17 protein-coding genes are annotated in these 16,170 nt (G+C 47.0%); 4 read left to right on the top strand and 13 right to left on the bottom strand.

Going from position 1 to position 16,170, the window contains the following annotated elements:
• Nucleotides 1-112: 112 nt before the first annotated feature.
• Nucleotides 113-277: a hypothetical protein gene (locus KNQ09_RS00755; RefSeq protein WP_023467459.1), complete on the top strand. Its 165-nt coding sequence runs from the start codon at nt 113-115 to the stop codon at nt 275-277.
• A gap of 57 nt (nt 278-334) precedes the next feature.
• Here KNQ09_RS00755 and KNQ09_RS00750 read toward each other — a convergent pair whose 3' ends face one another.
• Entirely contained in the window at nt 335-1,330 is a 996-nt protein-coding gene (locus tag KNQ09_RS00750; protein ID WP_214857059.1) for an NADP-dependent oxidoreductase, read from the bottom strand.
• Nucleotides 1,331-1,518: 188 nt separating this feature from the next.
• Here KNQ09_RS00750 and KNQ09_RS00745 point away from each other — a divergent pair, with 188 nt between their 5' ends.
• Nucleotides 1,519-2,577 carry a PTS sugar transporter subunit IIC gene (locus tag KNQ09_RS00745; RefSeq protein ID WP_214857057.1) on the top strand — a complete coding sequence of 353 codons (1,059 nt, stop codon included), beginning with the start codon at nt 1,519-1,521 and terminating at the stop codon, nt 2,575-2,577.
• Between the two features lie 86 nt (nt 2,578-2,663).
• Here KNQ09_RS00745 and KNQ09_RS00740 read toward each other — a convergent pair whose 3' ends face one another.
• From KNQ09_RS00740 to KNQ09_RS00730, 3 genes are all read right to left on the bottom strand, one after another.
• Complete coding sequence (locus KNQ09_RS00740; RefSeq protein ID WP_133207948.1) at nt 2,664-3,293, bottom strand: HAD family hydrolase; 630 nt, start codon at nt 3,291-3,293, stop codon at nt 2,664-2,666.
• A gap of 13 nt (nt 3,294-3,306) precedes the next feature.
• The gene (locus KNQ09_RS00735; protein WP_050676927.1) at nt 3,307-3,870 is read right to left on the bottom strand and encodes a DedA family protein; all 564 of its coding nucleotides are present in this window, start codon (nt 3,868-3,870) and stop codon (nt 3,307-3,309) included.
• Between the two features lie 129 nt (nt 3,871-3,999).
• Entirely contained in the window at nt 4,000-4,434 is a 435-nt protein-coding gene (locus KNQ09_RS00730; protein WP_029341012.1) for a YkvA family protein, read from the bottom strand.
• 137 nt (nt 4,435-4,571) lie between these two features.
• Here KNQ09_RS00730 and KNQ09_RS00725 point away from each other — a divergent pair, with 137 nt between their 5' ends.
• Together KNQ09_RS00725 and KNQ09_RS00720 are read left to right on the top strand one after the other, a co-directional pair.
• Nucleotides 4,572-5,321 (top strand): SDR family NAD(P)-dependent oxidoreductase, encoded by a 750-nt coding sequence (locus tag KNQ09_RS00725; protein WP_050676928.1) that lies wholly within the window; start codon nt 4,572-4,574, stop codon nt 5,319-5,321.
• Nucleotides 5,322-5,706: 385 nt separating this feature from the next.
• A complete protein-coding gene (locus tag KNQ09_RS00720; protein WP_251138063.1) occupies nt 5,707-6,915 on the top strand; it encodes a murein hydrolase activator EnvC family protein in 1,209 nt (402 codons plus the stop codon).
• A 64-nt stretch (nt 6,916-6,979) separates the two neighbouring features.
• On the opposite strand, the gene KNQ09_RS00715 is transcribed toward KNQ09_RS00720, so the two are convergent.
• The 9 genes from KNQ09_RS00715 to prmA form a co-directional block, all read right to left on the bottom strand.
• A complete protein-coding gene (locus tag KNQ09_RS00715; protein ID WP_214857053.1) occupies nt 6,980-8,629 on the bottom strand; it encodes a methyl-accepting chemotaxis protein in 1,650 nt (549 codons plus the stop codon).
• Nucleotides 8,626-9,600: a BMP family lipoprotein gene (locus KNQ09_RS00710; RefSeq protein ID WP_029341009.1), complete on the bottom strand. Its 975-nt coding sequence runs from the start codon at nt 9,598-9,600 to the stop codon at nt 8,626-8,628. The genes KNQ09_RS00715 and KNQ09_RS00710 overlap by 4 nt, the downstream gene beginning before the upstream one ends.
• A gap of 137 nt (nt 9,601-9,737) precedes the next feature.
• The gene (deoC, locus tag KNQ09_RS00705; protein WP_023467449.1) at nt 9,738-10,403 is read right to left on the bottom strand and encodes a deoxyribose-phosphate aldolase; all 666 of its coding nucleotides are present in this window, start codon (nt 10,401-10,403) and stop codon (nt 9,738-9,740) included.
• A 76-nt stretch (nt 10,404-10,479) separates the two neighbouring features.
• Nucleotides 10,480-11,364, bottom strand: a complete 885-nt coding sequence (gene rarD, locus KNQ09_RS00700; RefSeq protein WP_050676932.1) for an EamA family transporter RarD — start codon at nt 11,362-11,364, stop codon at nt 10,480-10,482.
• A gap of 16 nt (nt 11,365-11,380) precedes the next feature.
• Nucleotides 11,381-12,262, bottom strand: coding sequence for an EamA family transporter RarD (gene rarD, locus KNQ09_RS00695; protein ID WP_238239084.1), 882 nt, complete (start codon nt 12,260-12,262; stop codon nt 11,381-11,383).
• A 47-nt stretch (nt 12,263-12,309) separates the two neighbouring features.
• Entirely contained in the window at nt 12,310-13,005 is a 696-nt protein-coding gene (gene rluF / locus KNQ09_RS00690) for a 23S rRNA pseudouridine(2604) synthase RluF (protein ID WP_023467446.1), read from the bottom strand.
• Nucleotides 13,006-13,112: 107 nt separating this feature from the next.
• Nucleotides 13,113-14,447 (bottom strand): tRNA (N(6)-L-threonylcarbamoyladenosine(37)-C(2))-methylthiotransferase MtaB, encoded by a 1,335-nt coding sequence (gene mtaB / locus KNQ09_RS00685; RefSeq protein WP_023467445.1) that lies wholly within the window; start codon nt 14,445-14,447, stop codon nt 13,113-13,115.
• A gap of 5 nt (nt 14,448-14,452) precedes the next feature.
• Nucleotides 14,453-15,199 carry a 16S rRNA (uracil(1498)-N(3))-methyltransferase gene (locus tag KNQ09_RS00680; RefSeq protein ID WP_214854793.1) on the bottom strand — a complete coding sequence of 249 codons (747 nt, stop codon included), beginning with the start codon at nt 15,197-15,199 and terminating at the stop codon, nt 14,453-14,455.
• A 4-nt stretch (nt 15,200-15,203) separates the two neighbouring features.
• Nucleotides 15,204-16,151, bottom strand: a complete 948-nt coding sequence (gene prmA / locus KNQ09_RS00675; RefSeq protein ID WP_214857051.1) for a 50S ribosomal protein L11 methyltransferase — start codon at nt 16,149-16,151, stop codon at nt 15,204-15,206.
• Nucleotides 16,152-16,170 lie beyond the last annotated feature (19 nt).

Here is a 16,170-nt window from a genome sequence, read left to right as displayed (position 1 = left end):
TCCGTGGAAGTCATTCACATGTTTTCAAAAACGAATCCTATGCACCCTCATTGTTTTGGATTTAAAAAACGGGGAAACATTACTACGTACTGATAAAAGGAGATGACTGGACATGTTAAACGAAAAAAATCATGATTTACCAGATGAAAAGGCAGACGTTGGTCTTCACCCGGACCCTGATCCAGCTGAGACATCAGATCCCGGCATCAAGCCTGCGGAAACACAACATCCGGATCCTGATCCAGAAGAGCTCGAGCGCGATCGAAAAGATTCATGAATCTCACGCCATAGAAAAAGAGGTTGCGGAATGATTCCGCAACCTCTTTTGGCATGTTTACTTCACTTTTACTAGTAGTTTCCCTGTGTTCGACCCATCGAACAAGCCAAGGAACGCATCTGGTACACGATCGAACCCTTCAAAGATCGTCTCTTCGTATTGTAACTTCCCTTCACTAACCCATTGACCGAGTTGCTCAGCCGCTTCCTTGAATCGTTTGCCATAATCGCCCACTAAGAAACCTTGCATACGCGCACGCGCGATGATTAATTTTGATTGAACACGTGGACCGATGTCCTGTTGTGCGTTATATCCAGAAATGGCACCGCAGACTGGCACCCGCGCGAATGGATTGAGTCGATCAAGGACTGCATCACCGATTTCCCCACCGACGTTTTCAAAATAGACATCGATGCCGTCTGGACATGTCCGGTCTAATGCTTCCCGGATGTCTTCCGTTTTATAATTGATGACTTCATCAAAACCAAGATCTGCTTTTAAATGTTGTAGCTTTTCGTCACTTCCTGCGATTCCGACGACACGTGCGCCTTTGATTTTAGCGATTTGACCAACGATCGATCCAACAGCCCCCGCTGCTGCCGATACGACGACCGTTTCCCCTGGTTGTGGATTCCCGATATCAAGCAATCCGAAATACGCTGTCATCCCTGTCATTCCGAGAACACCGAGTGCTGTTGAAATCGGTGCGATCTGCTCATCGATTTTACGAACGGTTTTCGCATCAACGACTGCTTTTGTTGCCCAATCGAGCATCCCGACAACGACATCACCTGACTTGAGCCCGTCACTTTTAGACTCGATGACACGTGCTACGACACCTCCGTGAATCGGTGCATCAATCTCAAATGGTTGCGAATAAGAACGTGCATCGTTCATACGACCCCGCATATATGGATCGACCGAGATATAGAGTGACTCCAGTGCGACCTGTCCTTCCTTCAGCTCTGTTAACTCAAATGATTCATAGCGGAATGTTTCCCCTGTTGGCTTTCCGTTTGGTCGTGCTGCTAATACGATACGTTGTTCTGACATGATTCATGACCTCCTCATTCAATGTACTTCTTCACTGTAACAATTCCGTTTCTGAAAGACGAATCCTTTGCTCGTTTGGAATTTTCTAACTTTTTCTTGACGTCCTTCTGTTCTTGCCGTAAGATAAAAAACAATTCATAACTTTTATACTGTTATGCACAAAAGCGTTACATAAGGAGAGGACTTGTATGGATTCATCTATTTTGCGCCAGCCGCGTCAATTTGCCGTTCATGTTTTAAACGGACTTAGTATCGGAATTCTCGTTGCCCTTATCCCAGGAGCACTACTCGGTGAACTCGCTAAGGCATTGTTGCCATACGTATCCGGAGCCCAACATGTTTTAGATGCCACCACACTCGCGATGCGCCTTTTGCCGATGGTGATTGGTGTTGCCGTAGCCATGCAATTTAAAGTGACACCAATTGCGACCACGTCGATTGGTCTTGCGACGGTCGTTGGATCAGGTGTTGCAACTCGTGCAGATGCGACGTTCATTTTCGTCGGTACGGGTGACGTCATCAATGCCGGACTAACGGCAGCTATAGCAACGGCGATCGTCTTACTGATCGGAGATCGCTTTAAGACCTACACGGTGCTGGTCATGCCGACGATTTTAATTGTCGGAGCAGGTGGAATCGGTGTTTTGACGTATCCGTTCGTGACACGGATCACGACGGCGATTGGACATGTCATTTCAGACTTCACGGCACTTCAACCCGTTTTAATGGGCATTTTGATTGCCATCGCCTTTTCCGTGCTGATCGTCTCTCCGCTTTCAACGGTCGGCATTGCAACAGCGATTAGTTTATCGGGTGTTGCTGCCGGAGCTGCGAACCTAGGCGTCTGTGCCGCTGGATTTGGTCTTGCAATCGCCGGATGGCAAGCTAATTCACGCGGAACGTCAATTGCTCATTTTCTTGGTTCTCCTAAAATCCAGATGGCGAACTTCATACGTAATCCATTGATGATCCTACCTGTCATGTGTAGTGCTGCTATCCTTGGCGCACTAGCAGGAATGCTCGGCGTCCAAGGTACGCCGTTTAGTGCCGGCTTCGGGATGTCTGGTCTAATCGGTCCGATCAATGCGTTACATCTGATGTCAGGGGGCTGGACATTGTTCAACATGACATTCGTTCTCGGATTATTCATCGTCTTGCCCGTCATTCTTTGTCTGTTGTTCCATCTGCTCTTCCGGAGATTCCGTCCATGGATGAGTGCAGAGCCATACCGACTGGATTTTGAGTAAGTTCATCGTTAGCGTTCTTTCATCACAAAAAAAGCCAAGCTGACCGTCTAAAAAATCGACGGATCGAACTTGGCTTTTTTGTGCATTTATTTGATAACTGTCAGTAAGTCAAGCGGTGTCTCGATGACATGGTCCGCCGAATCCCACTCGGATTGTGTCCCAAAACCATACTGGCATAAGACGACCGGCATGTTTTCCTTACGGGCCGCTTCAACATCGGAAGACCGATCCCCGATCATCCAGTAGGACTCTTCCCCGAACTCCTCACGGTGTGCTCGCAAGATATCCGCTTTTTCTTTCCCGTTGACGGATTCTAAGCATTTCGGACTCGTGAAGAATGAACGAATTCTCTGGCTATCCAGCACAAGGTTTAGATAGTGGTTGCCACAATTACTCGCTGTTGAAATGGTATGTCCCGCGGAAACTAGCGCTTCTAATAAAGATCGAATTCCGTCAAACAAGACGTTCTGTTCTGCCATCGTCGCTTCTAGATGACCATGTCTTTTTTTACGAATCAACCGAATATCCTCTTCTGAGGCTTCCGGAATCGCCTTACGCCAAAAGGCACTTCCCGCCAAACCATAGCTCGCTTGTACACTCGATTGAGAAGGTTTTGGAAGATGCGGCATGTCCTCCATCGCTCGATGGATTGCTTCTGTCATCTGTTCCGTTGAATCAATCAATGTACCGTCAATATCGAATAAGATAATTGCCATGTTCCCACTCCTTTTAGATCTCTTTTTTTGCTTTTCTCTTTTTTTGAATCAAGTAGCCAACCGTAATCAACACGCCTAAACCAATCCAAACTATTGGATGATTGAGGTGGTGCAATTTTCGCCATTCATGTCCGACGGCTTTCCCGCCCCAAATGAAAATCGCCGACCAAAGGAAAAAGGAAATCGTCGTCACGACGGTAAACGTCCAGCGTGAAACACCAGTCAGACCGGCACCAATCGCAAATCCGATGCGCCACATCGGAGACAGAAGAAGGATATAGCGTCCCTTTGTCTCCATTTGTGTCTGAAACTGAAGCATTTTTGTTTCCGAAATCCGAAACCATTTGAATAAACGATTCAATAACCGTTCACTCCCGAACTGACCAATCGTAAAGAAGAGGTTCTGACTAATGACGAAGCTCACTACAGCGAGGAACAACATGAATAAAAGATTCGCCTGTGCGGTATGCACGAGATATCCGGCATACGCGAGCGGTACTTCGCTCGGTATGAATGGAAACATGAGCGTCATCATGATCCCGATATAACCGTATGATTCCATCCACTGGTGTCCCATCTTCGCCCCCCTCTCTCTTTACCAACTATTTCTAGTGTATCGAACTTTCAAGAAGGCGTACAGGAAACGGCTCTCCGTAGACAAAGAAGAGCGACTTCTCATAGTGAAGTCGCTCGGATCATTATTTGATTAATACGCATCCTCACTTTGTACTGGTTGCGTACGACGCTTTTGTTGTTCATCTTGCCAGTCACTGAAACGTGTCAACTCTTCAAAGACTGTTTTCGTGACGAAAAGGATGACGGCGATATCGTCTGCGAAACCAAATCCGAGTACGAAATCAGGTACGAGATCAATCGGTGACACGAGGTAAATCAACGCTCCGATTACTTTTAAAATCGTCGTACGACGAATGTTGCGATATTCACCTGACTGGTACGCGCGAATCATATCGACGAACAACGTCAACGGCGAGAAGACGACGGACAAACGAGAGTTCCCGTTCACTTTAGCAGTTGCTCGTTGTAACAGCGAGTTCGTCTTTTTCGGACGATCGATATAATCTTTTGCATCTTCGGCATATTGATTTTGTTGTTTTTCTAATTGTTGATTTGAGAATTTCATTCCTGTTTTCCCCCCATTCTAAAGTAACTTCAACGCTTTTCTATTTCCCTGTTCCTACGTATGATAATCCTGTCAGGTTTCAGGATATGATGGAACGGTAAAAAAGGGAGAGAAGCGTTACAGAAAGGATGATTTTTATGAATCATGTTAATCAAACCGTCATCATTACGGGAGCGGCGAATGGAATTGGTGCAGAACTCGCCCGCACCTACGCTACGCATGGCGCAAATGTCGTTCTTGCTGACATCGATCAAATGACAGGAGACGAACTAGTTCAACAAATTGAAGAAGATGGTGGGACGGCTTACTTCTATCACCTCGATATCCAACATGAAAAAGACGTTCAACTGTTGATCGAAAAAGCGATTGAACATACGGGTCGCATCGACATCGTCATCAACAACGCCGGTATCATGATCCGAAAACCCTTACTCGAATTGTCGCTTGAGGAATGGGATCGGGTTCATCATACGAACCTGCGTAGCATCTTTCTAACGACTAAGGCCGCTACACCCTATTTGAAACAAAGTAAAAGTGGTGGTCGGATCGTCAACCTCGCTTCGACCCGCGCCTTCATGTCGGAACCGCATACAGAATCTTATGCGTCGACGAAAGGTGGCATTTTTGCCCTGACCCATGCACTTGCTGTCTCACTCGGAGAAGATGGAATTCTCGTCAACGCGATTGCTCCGGGTTGGATCGAAACCGGTGACTACCAAGAATTATCACCCGAAGACCACAGTCAGCATCCAGCCGGTCGCGTCGGAAAACCAAGTGATGTCGCACGTGCTGCTCTTTATCTAACACATCCAGATAACGACTTCTTGACGGGAGAAACACTGGTCCTAGACGGCGGGATGACACGAAAAATGATTTACGAAGAATGATTCATGAAGAGTGCCTGATTTAGGCACTCTATTATTATTCTCATTTTACAAAAATTATACTTATACCTTTCTCAATTCTTCTTAAACCTTCTCTTGATATGATGTTACAAAAATATATCTTCTGACATCATTCGGAAATCAATTGATTACACGATAAACTTCCCCTTCATATCAACGATTTTCCCTTATCCGAATCTTAATCAATCATTATTTTCATAAATTCTTCATACTTTTCGCTAGCTTCTCTTGCATTTTTTTAAAAGAATTGTAAAGTTGATTTTCCGATTTTCTTGTTAGAGTGGGAAAGGTAACACTTCATACAAGGGAAAGGAATGACGCTTAGTTTATGAAACGACCTTTCGGAAAGTCAATTGGGCTATCGCTCATGACACTCACTTTACTCGCAAGTCCGCTCATGACGACAACTCCCGTCGACGCGGCAAGTTCATATAAAGAAAAGCAACAACAAAACCAGCAACAACAATCGAAGCAACGTGAGGCGTTGTCTCAAAAGAATAACCAGTTATCTAAAGCACAACAACAAGTCTACGCACTGGATCAACAGATTAATGGGCTGACATTACAAGTCGTCGAGAATCAAAAGAAAATCGACGAAAACACGAAACAGATTGCTCGATTAGAAGATAAAATCGAGAAGCTACAAAAGAAAATCAAGAAACAAGAAAAAATGCTCGGTGATCGTCTGGCGGTCCGTCAGTCGAAAGCCGATAACGCTCCGCTGCTTGAGGCCGTATTCGGCGCAAAAGATGTCGGTGATATGATTAGCCGCTTCAATGCCTTCAATACAATCGCGGAAAGCGATGCTTCTTTGTTAAAAGATTACGAATCAAACAAAAAAGAACTGGCAGTTGCGAAAGAAGAACTAAAGCAGACACGCCAAGACTTGATTGAAGATCGTAATGTTTTAAAAAAGAAACAACGTGAACTGAAACAAGAAAAACAAAAGCGCACAGCACTTTTGAAGCGTCTGACGTCGCAAAAGAAAAAAATTGAATCCAATATCCTAAGCCTGAAAGAGGCATCGGCCCAACTGAAGGCACAGGAAGCAGCTGAAAAAGCAGCAGCACGAGCAGCAAAGGCAGCTGCCGCAAAAGCTGCGAAACAATCGGCAGCACCAGCATCTGTTAGTAAGGCCAGCACGAAAGTCATCTCAAAAGCAAAAGGTAAATTCATCAAACCTGCTCAAGGCTCTGTTTCGCAAGGAATGGGTGCAGCAAGCGGAAGCAATGGTTATGCGTACCACAATGGAACCGACTTCGCTGGTCCACTCAACTCGCCAATCGTTGCATCTGCAAGCGGGACAGTCATCTTAGCAAGTTCAGGTGGTCCTTACGGCAACCACGTCTATATCTCTCATAATATCGACGGGAAAACGTATACGACCGTTTATGCCCATATGAATGCCTTGAACGTTAAACAGGGACAACAAGTCAAACAAGGACAGCAAATCGGTGTTCTCGGAAGCACCGGTAACTCAACTGGTCCACACTTGCATTTTGAAATCCACGATGGTGGGTACCAGTATGATGCGAATGGACGGACGAATGAGCTCGACCCAGAAAGCTTCTTCTAAGTCGATTCAAGAAAAAGTGCACTTCTTCTCTTCCCGAGAAGGAGTGCACTTTTTGCTGTGTTCATTAAATTTTGAATTGATGTGTCTGACTGTCAAGCGACGTCGTCGTCGACTCGAGTTCTTGCATCAATTGATGAATCTGTTCAAACGAGGCCTGTTGATCACGCATCGAAGCAGCGATCTCTTCATTTCCAGCTGCAAGTTCTTCCATGACACCACTGACTGTACTGACTTGACCAACGACATGGCGGGCTTGTTGCTTCGAATGAACGAGTTGTTTCGTCACGTAATCGAGGGTTTCCGTCACACTCGCTACCTTTTGACGTGTTTCACCGAAAGCTTGTTGAACATGCGTAAAGTTCTCGACCTGATTCGTCTGCTCCCGCTCCGCTTGCACGAGTGCTTCTTGTAAAACAGCACCGTCCTGACGAATCGAACGGACAAGCGAGAAGATCGAGCGCGTCGCTTCGTGTGTCTCATCTGCTAACTTTTTAACTTCACTTGCCACGACGGCAAATCCTCGACCAGCTTCTCCAGCCCGTGCCGCTTCGATTGCCGCATTGAGTGACAATAAGTTCGTCTGCGCGGAGACTCCCGCGACAAGTTGTGCCATCTGTTCAATTTGTTGCGTCTGTTCTAAGAAACCTTCCAGTTTCTGACCGAGTTCGCGATTTTGTTCTGTTGACGCGCGAAGTGACCGTGCTTGCTGTTCCATGACGGAACTACTTTGAACCATCACGTGATCGGCCGCCTGTCCTTCTGCATAAGCCGTTTGTGCACGTTGTTCACTCTCTTCAAAGAGCTGTTGCATATCGGACATCGTACTGACTGTCGTCTGGATATCGTCCGACACTGTTTGTGTCCCACTTGCCATCTCATTGATCGCATGGGTCATGTTTCCCGATACTTCAACGATGTTCGCGTTCTCTGTCGTCGCTTCCGTACTCATCTGACGAATCGTGTTCGACGAACGACTAATCGTTCCGATGACCTCATGCAATGTTCCTTGCATCTGCGCAACCGCTGTCTCGAGTCGACCAATCTCATCTTTTCGACCGGATACGACTAATTCCTGCGATAAGTCTCCGTCCGAAATCTGTTCTGCTGTCCGGACGACACGGCTGATCGGTCGCGTGATGCTACGTGCGAAGTACCAATTGTATAACGCAAGACCAATCAGGAGAATGAATGTCGCGATCAATACGGTCCGCGTCAGGTTCAATGTCTCGTCTTTTGCTTCACGTTGTAAGACATCATAAAACTCTCCATTTTTCGTATGTAACGTGTAGAGATCACTGAGCACACCTTCGATTCGTGCGGCATGCGAGCGAATCTCAATCGGATTCATCGCATCCGTCAGTTCTGTCCGCTTCGTTGCAAGCGTCTTATACTTCATATCCGCCCGGTTCAACTCTTCTTGAAATGCAGGAATCAAATACGTCTTCTGTAATTCGTTTAATGCTTGTTCGTTCTTTTTACTAAGTGCCTGTACTTGCTCCGCCTGACTTTCAGACGGTTGACTTGCCAGTCGGTTCCATGCTGCCTGTTCATATAAGAGCTTCGTTTCAAGTTCTGAGATCTCAACGAGCTGTTTCCCGTAATCTTCGTTATAGGACTGAATTTGACGGAGTTGGAACAAAGTCCATCCCATCAAGATGACGACACTCAAAATCGTCACTAACGTGGAGAGTAAAAATCGTTTCCGTAACGTCATTGGATCGTCACCTTACCTTCGAGCACATCTTGTTGTAGCTGCTCTAATTTTTTTCGTTCCCCGTCCGTAAAGTTCGTATTTCGGATTGGAGCCAACTGGATTGCCCCTTCTTTGACACCCAGGACGACTTGTCCGGACTGTAGACCTTTCGCAGCCACATCTTGTCCGATTTTCGTAATCGCAAGATCAACTTGTTTTAGCATTGACGTCATGACAGCGTCAGGTGCGATTGGGGTCTGGTCGCTATCGACACCGATCGCTTTTTTCCCCTTCGTTTGCGCTGCCTCCAGGACACCGCTTCCCGTCAATCCAGCAGCTGCGTATAATACGTCTGCCTTTTTCTGCATCATTTCGTTTGCGAGCGTCCGTCCCTTTTCGGGCGCTGCAAAGTCTTCAGCATATTCGACGAGTACTTTCGTTTTTGGATTGACCGCTTTAGCGCCAGCTATGTATCCCTTTTCAAACTTCTCGATCAGAGGCGACTTCATCCCACCGATGAAACCAATCGTATTCGTCTTCGTTTGAATCCCTGCAGCCGCACCCGCTAAATAGCTTCCTTCGTCCTCTTTGAACGTAACCGAGAGTACGTTCGGTAACGTCGATACAGCATCAATCAAGGCGAATTGTTGTTTCGGATATTTTTTAGCAACCGTTTCAAGATCCGTCTGTCCCATAAAGCCGAGTCCGACGATAACGGTCGGCTTCTTTTTCGCTAACGCTTCGAATGCTGCTTTATAAGTCTTCGTTTCATTCAATTCTCGGTAATCGATCGACCAGCCTTCCTTCTCGCGTAACAACGCCATACCACTCATTGCCGCATCGCTGAACGACTGATCGCCAAGACCCACATCAGACAAGACGACTGCCATTTCCTTTCTTTCCTTGACTGCTCGTTCTGGATCATCGATGACACTACCGCACCCTGCGAGGCTAAGTGTCGATGCCAGGATGATTCCACTCCATCGTTTCATCTATTCCACACCCTTCCAACATTCTACATCTGATTATCGGAAGCGATGTCTGACTTCTTAATACAAAATTTAAAATCAGAATACTTTCATAACAAAAAAACATGCCCCTCTTAAAAAGAGGGACATGTCAGATATTCTTAGTAGTCGCTATCAGACGTACCGCCTGTAACGATTGCAATTCCTGCTGATGCACCAATACGCGATGCACCTGCATCGATCATTGCTTTTGCACCTTCGAAGTCGCGAACACCACCAGATGCTTTAACACCGATGTCAGGACCAACTGTCTCACGCATGAGACGGATGTCTTCAACTGTAGCACCACCAGTTGAGAAACCAGTCGATGTCTTCACGAAGTTAGCACCTGCTTTAACTGAAAGTTCAGCAGCTGTTTTGATTTCTTCTTTTGTAAGAAGGCAGTTTTCGAAAATGACTTTAACGAGTGTACCGTTTGCCGCTTCGACAACCGCACGAATGTCACGTTCAACTAACTCAAGATCGCCATCTTTTAATGCGCCGATGTTGAGAACCATATCGATTTCTGTTGCACCGTTTTGGATCGCATCTTTTGTTTCAAATGCTTTCACTTCTGGTGTGTTTGCTCCAAGTGGGAAGCCGATGACTGTACATACTTTGACGTCGTCATCTGATTTTAAGAGTTCTGCTGCTAACGCGACGTATGTTGGGTTAACACAGACGCTTGCGAATTTGTATTCTAATGCTTCTTTACAGAGTGTTTCGATCTGAGCACGTGATGTTTCTGGCTTCAGTGCCGTATGGTCGATCATTCCTGCTAAATTCATGTTTGTTGTCCTCCTTAAGGGTATCCCTTAGACTCTGTTTTTATTCTATCACGCAAGAGGTCAGACTTCTATCTTTTTACGCGACTTTTCGGAGCTGTTTTTTCCGAATCCAGACACCATTGAGCGTAAAGACGATTGCTGCTGTCCAAATACATGTAAACGCCACCATGTGTGTTTTAGTAAATGGTTCATGATAAAGCAATACACCGAGTCCGAGCGACAAGGTTGGTGCGACGAATTGGAGGAATCCGACCCACGTGAATGGAATCCGTTGTGCCCCAAATCCGAATAACAAAAGTGGAACGGCGGTGACGATCCCGGTCAAGATGAGTCCGGTCGTCGTACCAACGGATTCGGTCATCGAAGACGTCCCTTGCACCTGCCAATACCCGAGAAAAATCAAAGCAAGCGGAAGCGGCGCCATCGTCTCAAGCGTCAGACTAACCGTTGATTCGAGCGGTCGCCGCTTTTTGACGACGCCGTAAAAGCCGAAGCTTAAGGCAAGTGCGATCGAAATCCATGGAAACTCGCCGTAGCCAATCGTTAAAATCAAGACACCGATTGTCGCAAGGACAATCGATACCCACTCGATCCGTGAGAGTTTTTCACGAAAGAATACGACTCCGAAGACGATGCTGACGAGCGGGTTGATATAATAGCCAAGCGATGCCTCGACAATAAATTGATGATTGACGGCCCAGATATAGATGAACCAGTTCAGACTGATGATCAGTCCGTTTAAGAAAAAGAGTCGGCGCGTGAACGGATCGCGCAGCGCCGTCTTCCACTTCCCAAGCGCTTTTTGAAATGATAATAGGATGAGCAGAAATAAGAATGACCAGATGATGCGGTGTGCCAGTATCTCTTCACTCGGTACATTGGCGAGCATCTTCCAGTAGAGCGGTAAGAGTCCCCAAATGATATACGCGACAAGTGTCGCAAAGAATCCTGGTAGATTCACGTAATCCCTTCTTTCATTATGATACCTTCTTCATTCGCATCTTTCCTGCCGATAAACCGCTGATCGTAAATAGAGCAACAGCAATCCAAATGAACAGGAAAGCGATGAAGTGAATCGTCGTAAAGACGTCATTAAATAGATAAATTCCAAGGAGCAGCGTCAGCGTCGGGGCAATGTATTGGAGAATCCCGACGTAGACAAACGGGATTTTCGGCATTCCGTATCCGAATAACATCAATTGGACTGCTGTTGCGATTCCGAGCATGATGATCGCAATCAATGCACTCGTCGGCATCGCAAGCGGTTGACTATCTGTCACACCAAGCGTCAAGAGAGCGAACGGAAGCGTGACGAGTGTCTCTAAAAATAATCCGGATAATGGTTCGGCTGCTGCCTTTTTCTTCAGCACACCGTAAAATGCGAACGAGACGGCAAGCGAAAAGGCGATAATCGGAAATTGACCATAACCGAGCGTTAAAATCATCACACCGATGATTGCTGATAAAATTGCAATCACTTGCGGACGCGTCAATCGTTCCTTAAAAAAGATCAAACCGAACAAGACGCTGACGAGCGGATTGATGTAATACCCGAGTGACGACTCAACGATATACCCTTCCCCGATGGCGTACAGATAGAGCGACCAGTTCCCGCCTAATACGAGCCCTGCCGCAAGAACGGTATAGCGCTGGCGTTTGTTTTGCCATAATTGACGAACGAATTGGAATTTCTTCGTCAGGCGTAGTAACAACGTCACGAAGATGAACGCACTCAATATCCGAATTGAAACGACCGTCCATGCTGGAATACCAGCAGCAAATACTTTGTAGATCGGCAACAGTCCACCAATCACGTAGGCGACGAATGTCGCACTCATACCCCGTTTATCCACGGTCATCCCCCTTATGTATGAAGAAAGCCGCCAGTGGCGACTTTCATTGAACCTTATTGCCCGTCAAGCGTCGTAAACAACTCGCGTAATTCCTCTTCTGTCAAATCACGCCAAGAACCAATCGGTAAATCGCCAAGTTCGATGTTCATGATCCGGACGCGTTGGAGACGCTTAACTCGGTAGCCGAACTCTTTACACATACGGCGAATCTGACGATTTAACCCTTGCGTCAAAATGATCCGGAATGTCCGTGTCTCAAGTGGTTCAACGATGCATTCCTTCGTTGTCGTACCGAGAATGTCAACACCACTCGCCATCCCTTGAATGAACGTATCCGTAATTGGTGCATCGACGGTTACGATATATTCTTTATCGTGATTGTTTTCTGCTCGTAAGATCCGGTTGACGACATCACCGTCATTTGTCAAAAGAATCAAGCCGTCTGAATCTTTATCGAGGCGACCGATTGGGAAAATCCGCTTCGGATGATTGACGAAATCGATGATGTTTCCTTCGATATCAAGCTCTGTCGTACACGTGATGCCGACTGGTTTATTTAAGACGATGTAGACAGGTTTTGGTTTTGTCTGGAGCGGCTGACCGTCGATTTCGACGACGTCCGTTTCTTCAGCTTGCGAGCCGAGTTCTGCTGTCAGACCGTTGATCGTCACACGACCTGCATCGATTAGTTTATCGGCAGCACGTCTTGAGCAAAAGCCCGTTTCGCTAATGAATTTGTTGATTCGCATGAATGATATCCTCTTTCCTTAATTGAACTGTATTCAGTGTAGCGCATTCCTGAAATGAAAACAAAAAAAGTGGCAAAGAAAACCAGAGGTTTCCTTTGCCCTTTCGATTAGACTGCAGCGTCTTTAAGTGTCTGCATGATTCGAACGAATTGACCATCATTCATCGGATAGCCGGCTTTCGTGATTTTGACACGAACGAGTTGTCCGATCATTGACTCATCGCCTTCGATTGCAACACGCAGATAGTTATCCGTGTAACCGACGAGACGACCGCCTGCTTCTTCCGAAAATTCTTCCGGAATGATCTCAAGCAGTTCTCCTTCGTATTTCGAAGCATATTCCTTCGCGAGTTGATCTGATAAAGCAATCAAACGCGCGACGCGTTCTTCTTTGATTGATTCCTCGACTTGATCGTCCATCATCGCAGCTGGTGTTCCCGTCCGTTTCGAGTACGGGAAGACATGCAACTCACTGAACTTATGATCGTTGATGAAGTTGAACGTTTCCATGAACTCTTCTTCCGTCTCACCTGGGAAACCAACGATGACATCCGACGTGATTGCACAGTCAGGCAGGACTTCCTTCAGACGCGTGATCCGTTCTCCGAATTCCGCCATCGTATACTTGCGGCGCATCCGGCGAAGGACCGTATCGGATGCAGACTGGATTGGAACGTGCAAGTGACGAACGACGATTGGTGAGTCCTTCAGGACATCGAGTACCTCGTCCGTGATTTGACTCGCTTCGATCGACGAAATGCGTAAGCGTTCAAGTCCATTGACGGATTCGAGTGCTTTAAGTAATTTCGCTAAGTTGTAGTCTTTCAAGTCTTCTCCGTATCCACCTGTATGGATTCCCGTCAAGACGATTTCTTTGTAACCCGCATCAACGAGCTGTTGTGCTTGCTTCAAGACATCTTCTGGTTGACGAGACCGCATGAGACCACGCGCCCATGGGATGATACAGAACGTACAGAAGTTGTTACAGCCTTCCTGAATTTTCAGCGAAGCCCGCGTCCGGTCCGTAAAGGCCGGTACATCTAGTTCTTCATAGACTTTTGCTTTCATGATGTTTCCGACCGCATTGATTGGCATGCGTTCTTCACGGAATTGTTCAATGTATCCAATCATTTTATGCCGATCTTGCGTTCCGACGACGACATCGACGCCAGGAATCGCCATGATTTCAGCAGGAGACGTTTGGGCATAACAGCCCGTTACGCAGATGACACTATCCGGATTTTGGCGAATCGCCCGTCGGATGACTTGGCGACTTTTCTTATCTCCGGTATTCGTGACCGTACATGTATTGACGACATACACGTCCGCATGATCAGCAAAATCAACGCGTGCGTAACCAGCGTCCTTGAACAGTTGCCAGACAGCTTCTGTTTCGTAATGGTTGACTTTACAGCCAAGCGTTTGAAAGGCAACAGTTGCCATTTCGTTCACCCTTTCAATTCAAAATGATACGAGACGGCGGAAAGGACATAAAATGGTGCCGTTTCCGTCCGTAAGATGCGACGCCCTAGAGCGGCTTTTTTAAAACCGGCATCCGTCAAACGTGCGATTTCTGCTTCAGCGAACCCACCTTCAGGTCCGATGACGACAAGAAGGGAATCACCCTCTTGCAATCCAGCAAGCGTCGTAGCGAGGACGGAGGCCTCCCCTTGTTTTGCTGATTCTTCATAGGCAACCAGACAAGCCGTGTAGTTCGATGCATCCTGTAAGACTTCATCATACGCCACGAAGTCGACTGTCGGCAAGTGAGCACGGTACGATTGTTCCGCTGCTTCCTTGACGATTTTTTCGAGGCGTTCAATCTTTTTCGGAACCTTCTTCTGATCCCATTTCGAGACGGAACGGTCGGCTTCGAAAATTCGTAGATGATGGATCCCGAGTTCCGTTGCTTTTTGGGCAACGAGTTCGATCTTATCGCCTTTTGGCAATCCATGGGCGATTGTCACACGAATCGGTAATTCCGTCTCGATTGGTAGAGTCTCTTCGATCCGGGCAGAAGCCGCTTGTTTATCGAGTGCTTCCAGACGGCACCGGTAAAGACCTGTCCCGTCGAGTACGAGAATCTCTCCGCCGACTTCCATCCGCATGACGTTTTTCATATGGTGTGCGTCGTCTTTCGGGAGATGAAAGACATCTCCCTGACGCATCGAGGGCTCGACGAAATACCGTTGCATGCGTTTACTCCTCCCGTTTCGCGATGATCGCGACCCAGTCCTCAAGCTTCGTCGTCTCGACGATCGTAAAACCTGCTTCTTGCATCGCTTGTACGACCATATCCTTCTTCTGACTGATGATACCGGAAGCGATGAAATGACCACCTGGTAACGTCAATGTATAAGCATCCTTGACGAAGAGGAGGATGACTTCCGCTAAGATGTTTGCGACGATCAACTCGACCGGCTCACTCAATTCCTTCATCAAGTCGCCTTGACGGACCGTGATCTGCTCACTGACTTCGTTCAAAGCGACGTTTTCCGTCGCCGATTTGACAGCGACTTCGTCTAAATCCAGTGCAAAGACATCTTTTGCCCCAAGCTTCGCAGCTGCAATCGCTAGGACACCGGATCCCGTTCCGACATCGACGACACGGTCTTGCTCTTGCAAGTAGTTCTCAATCGCTTGAATACAGAGGACCGTCGTCGGGTGTGTTCCCGTTCCGAACGCCATGCCTGGATCGAGCTCGATGATCTTTTCATCCGGTTGTGGTGTATAATCTTCCCACATTGGGACGACCGTCAGATGGCGACTAATTTTGACCGGCTTATAGAATTGTTTCCATGAATGTGCCCAATCTTCTTCATCTACTTGAGTCAGCGTGACAGCACCCGTGCCAATCGACAAACCGAAGTTCGTCAACTGCTGGATATCATGTTCGATGCCTTTGATCGTGTCCGTCACATCGCTGCTTTCTGCAAGATACGCCTTCACGAGTACACCTTGTGTCGGATACTCGTCTCGTTTCGTCTCATCCCAAATTTCACCGAAGTTATCTTCGCGGTGGGACATCATCTCGAAATCTTCGACATCCTCGATGACGACTCCGCTTGCTCCCGCTTCATGTAAGATGTTTGAAACTGCTTCGATGGCTTCTTGTGTCGTATGGACACAGATCTCTGACCATTTCATTTCTTGTCACGCTCCTCTG

Source organism: Exiguobacterium sp. s191 (assembly GCF_018618955.1).
In the GTDB taxonomy this organism is placed as follows: Bacteria; Bacillota; Bacilli; order Exiguobacteriales; family Exiguobacteriaceae; genus Exiguobacterium_A; species Exiguobacterium_A abrahamii.
The sequence above is the reverse complement of the archived record's forward strand: the minus strand, read 5'-3'. Positions and strand labels throughout refer to the sequence as shown.

Coding starts and splice junctions, on each gene's coding strand:
- KNQ09_RS00755 (WP_023467459.1), top strand. CDS start 113: ATGTTAAACGAAAAAAATCATGATTTACCAGATGAAAAGGCAGACGTT.
- KNQ09_RS00750 (WP_214857059.1), bottom strand. CDS start 1,330: ATGTCAGAACAACGTATCGTATTAGCAGCACGACCAAACGGAAAGCCA.
- KNQ09_RS00745 (WP_214857057.1), top strand. CDS start 1,519: ATGGATTCATCTATTTTGCGCCAGCCGCGTCAATTTGCCGTTCATGTT.
- KNQ09_RS00740 (WP_133207948.1), bottom strand. CDS start 3,293: ATGGCAATTATCTTATTCGATATTGACGGTACATTGATTGATTCAACG.
- KNQ09_RS00735 (WP_050676927.1), bottom strand. CDS start 3,870: ATGGGACACCAGTGGATGGAATCATACGGTTATATCGGGATCATGATG.
- KNQ09_RS00730 (WP_029341012.1), bottom strand. CDS start 4,434: ATGAAATTCTCAAATCAACAATTAGAAAAACAACAAAATCAATATGCC.
- KNQ09_RS00725 (WP_050676928.1), top strand. CDS start 4,572: ATGAATCATGTTAATCAAACCGTCATCATTACGGGAGCGGCGAATGGA.
- KNQ09_RS00720 (WP_251138063.1), top strand. CDS start 5,707: ATGACACTCACTTTACTCGCAAGTCCGCTCATGACGACAACTCCCGTC.
- KNQ09_RS00715 (WP_214857053.1), bottom strand. CDS start 8,629: ATGACGTTACGGAAACGATTTTTACTCTCCACGTTAGTGACGATTTTG.
- KNQ09_RS00710 (WP_029341009.1), bottom strand. CDS start 9,600: ATGAAACGATGGAGTGGAATCATCCTGGCATCGACACTTAGCCTCGCA.
- deoC (WP_023467449.1), bottom strand. CDS start 10,403: ATGAATTTAGCAGGAATGATCGACCATACGGCACTGAAGCCAGAAACA.
- rarD (WP_238239084.1), bottom strand. CDS start 12,262: ATGACCGTGGATAAACGGGGTATGAGTGCGACATTCGTCGCCTACGTG.
- rluF (WP_023467446.1), bottom strand. CDS start 13,005: ATGCGAATCAACAAATTCATTAGCGAAACGGGCTTTTGCTCAAGACGT.
- mtaB (WP_023467445.1), bottom strand. CDS start 14,447: ATGGCAACTGTTGCCTTTCAAACGCTTGGCTGTAAAGTCAACCATTAC.
- KNQ09_RS00680 (WP_214854793.1), bottom strand. CDS start 15,199: ATGCAACGGTATTTCGTCGAGCCCTCGATGCGTCAGGGAGATGTCTTT.
- prmA (WP_214857051.1), bottom strand. CDS start 16,151: ATGAAATGGTCAGAGATCTGTGTCCATACGACACAAGAAGCCATCGAA.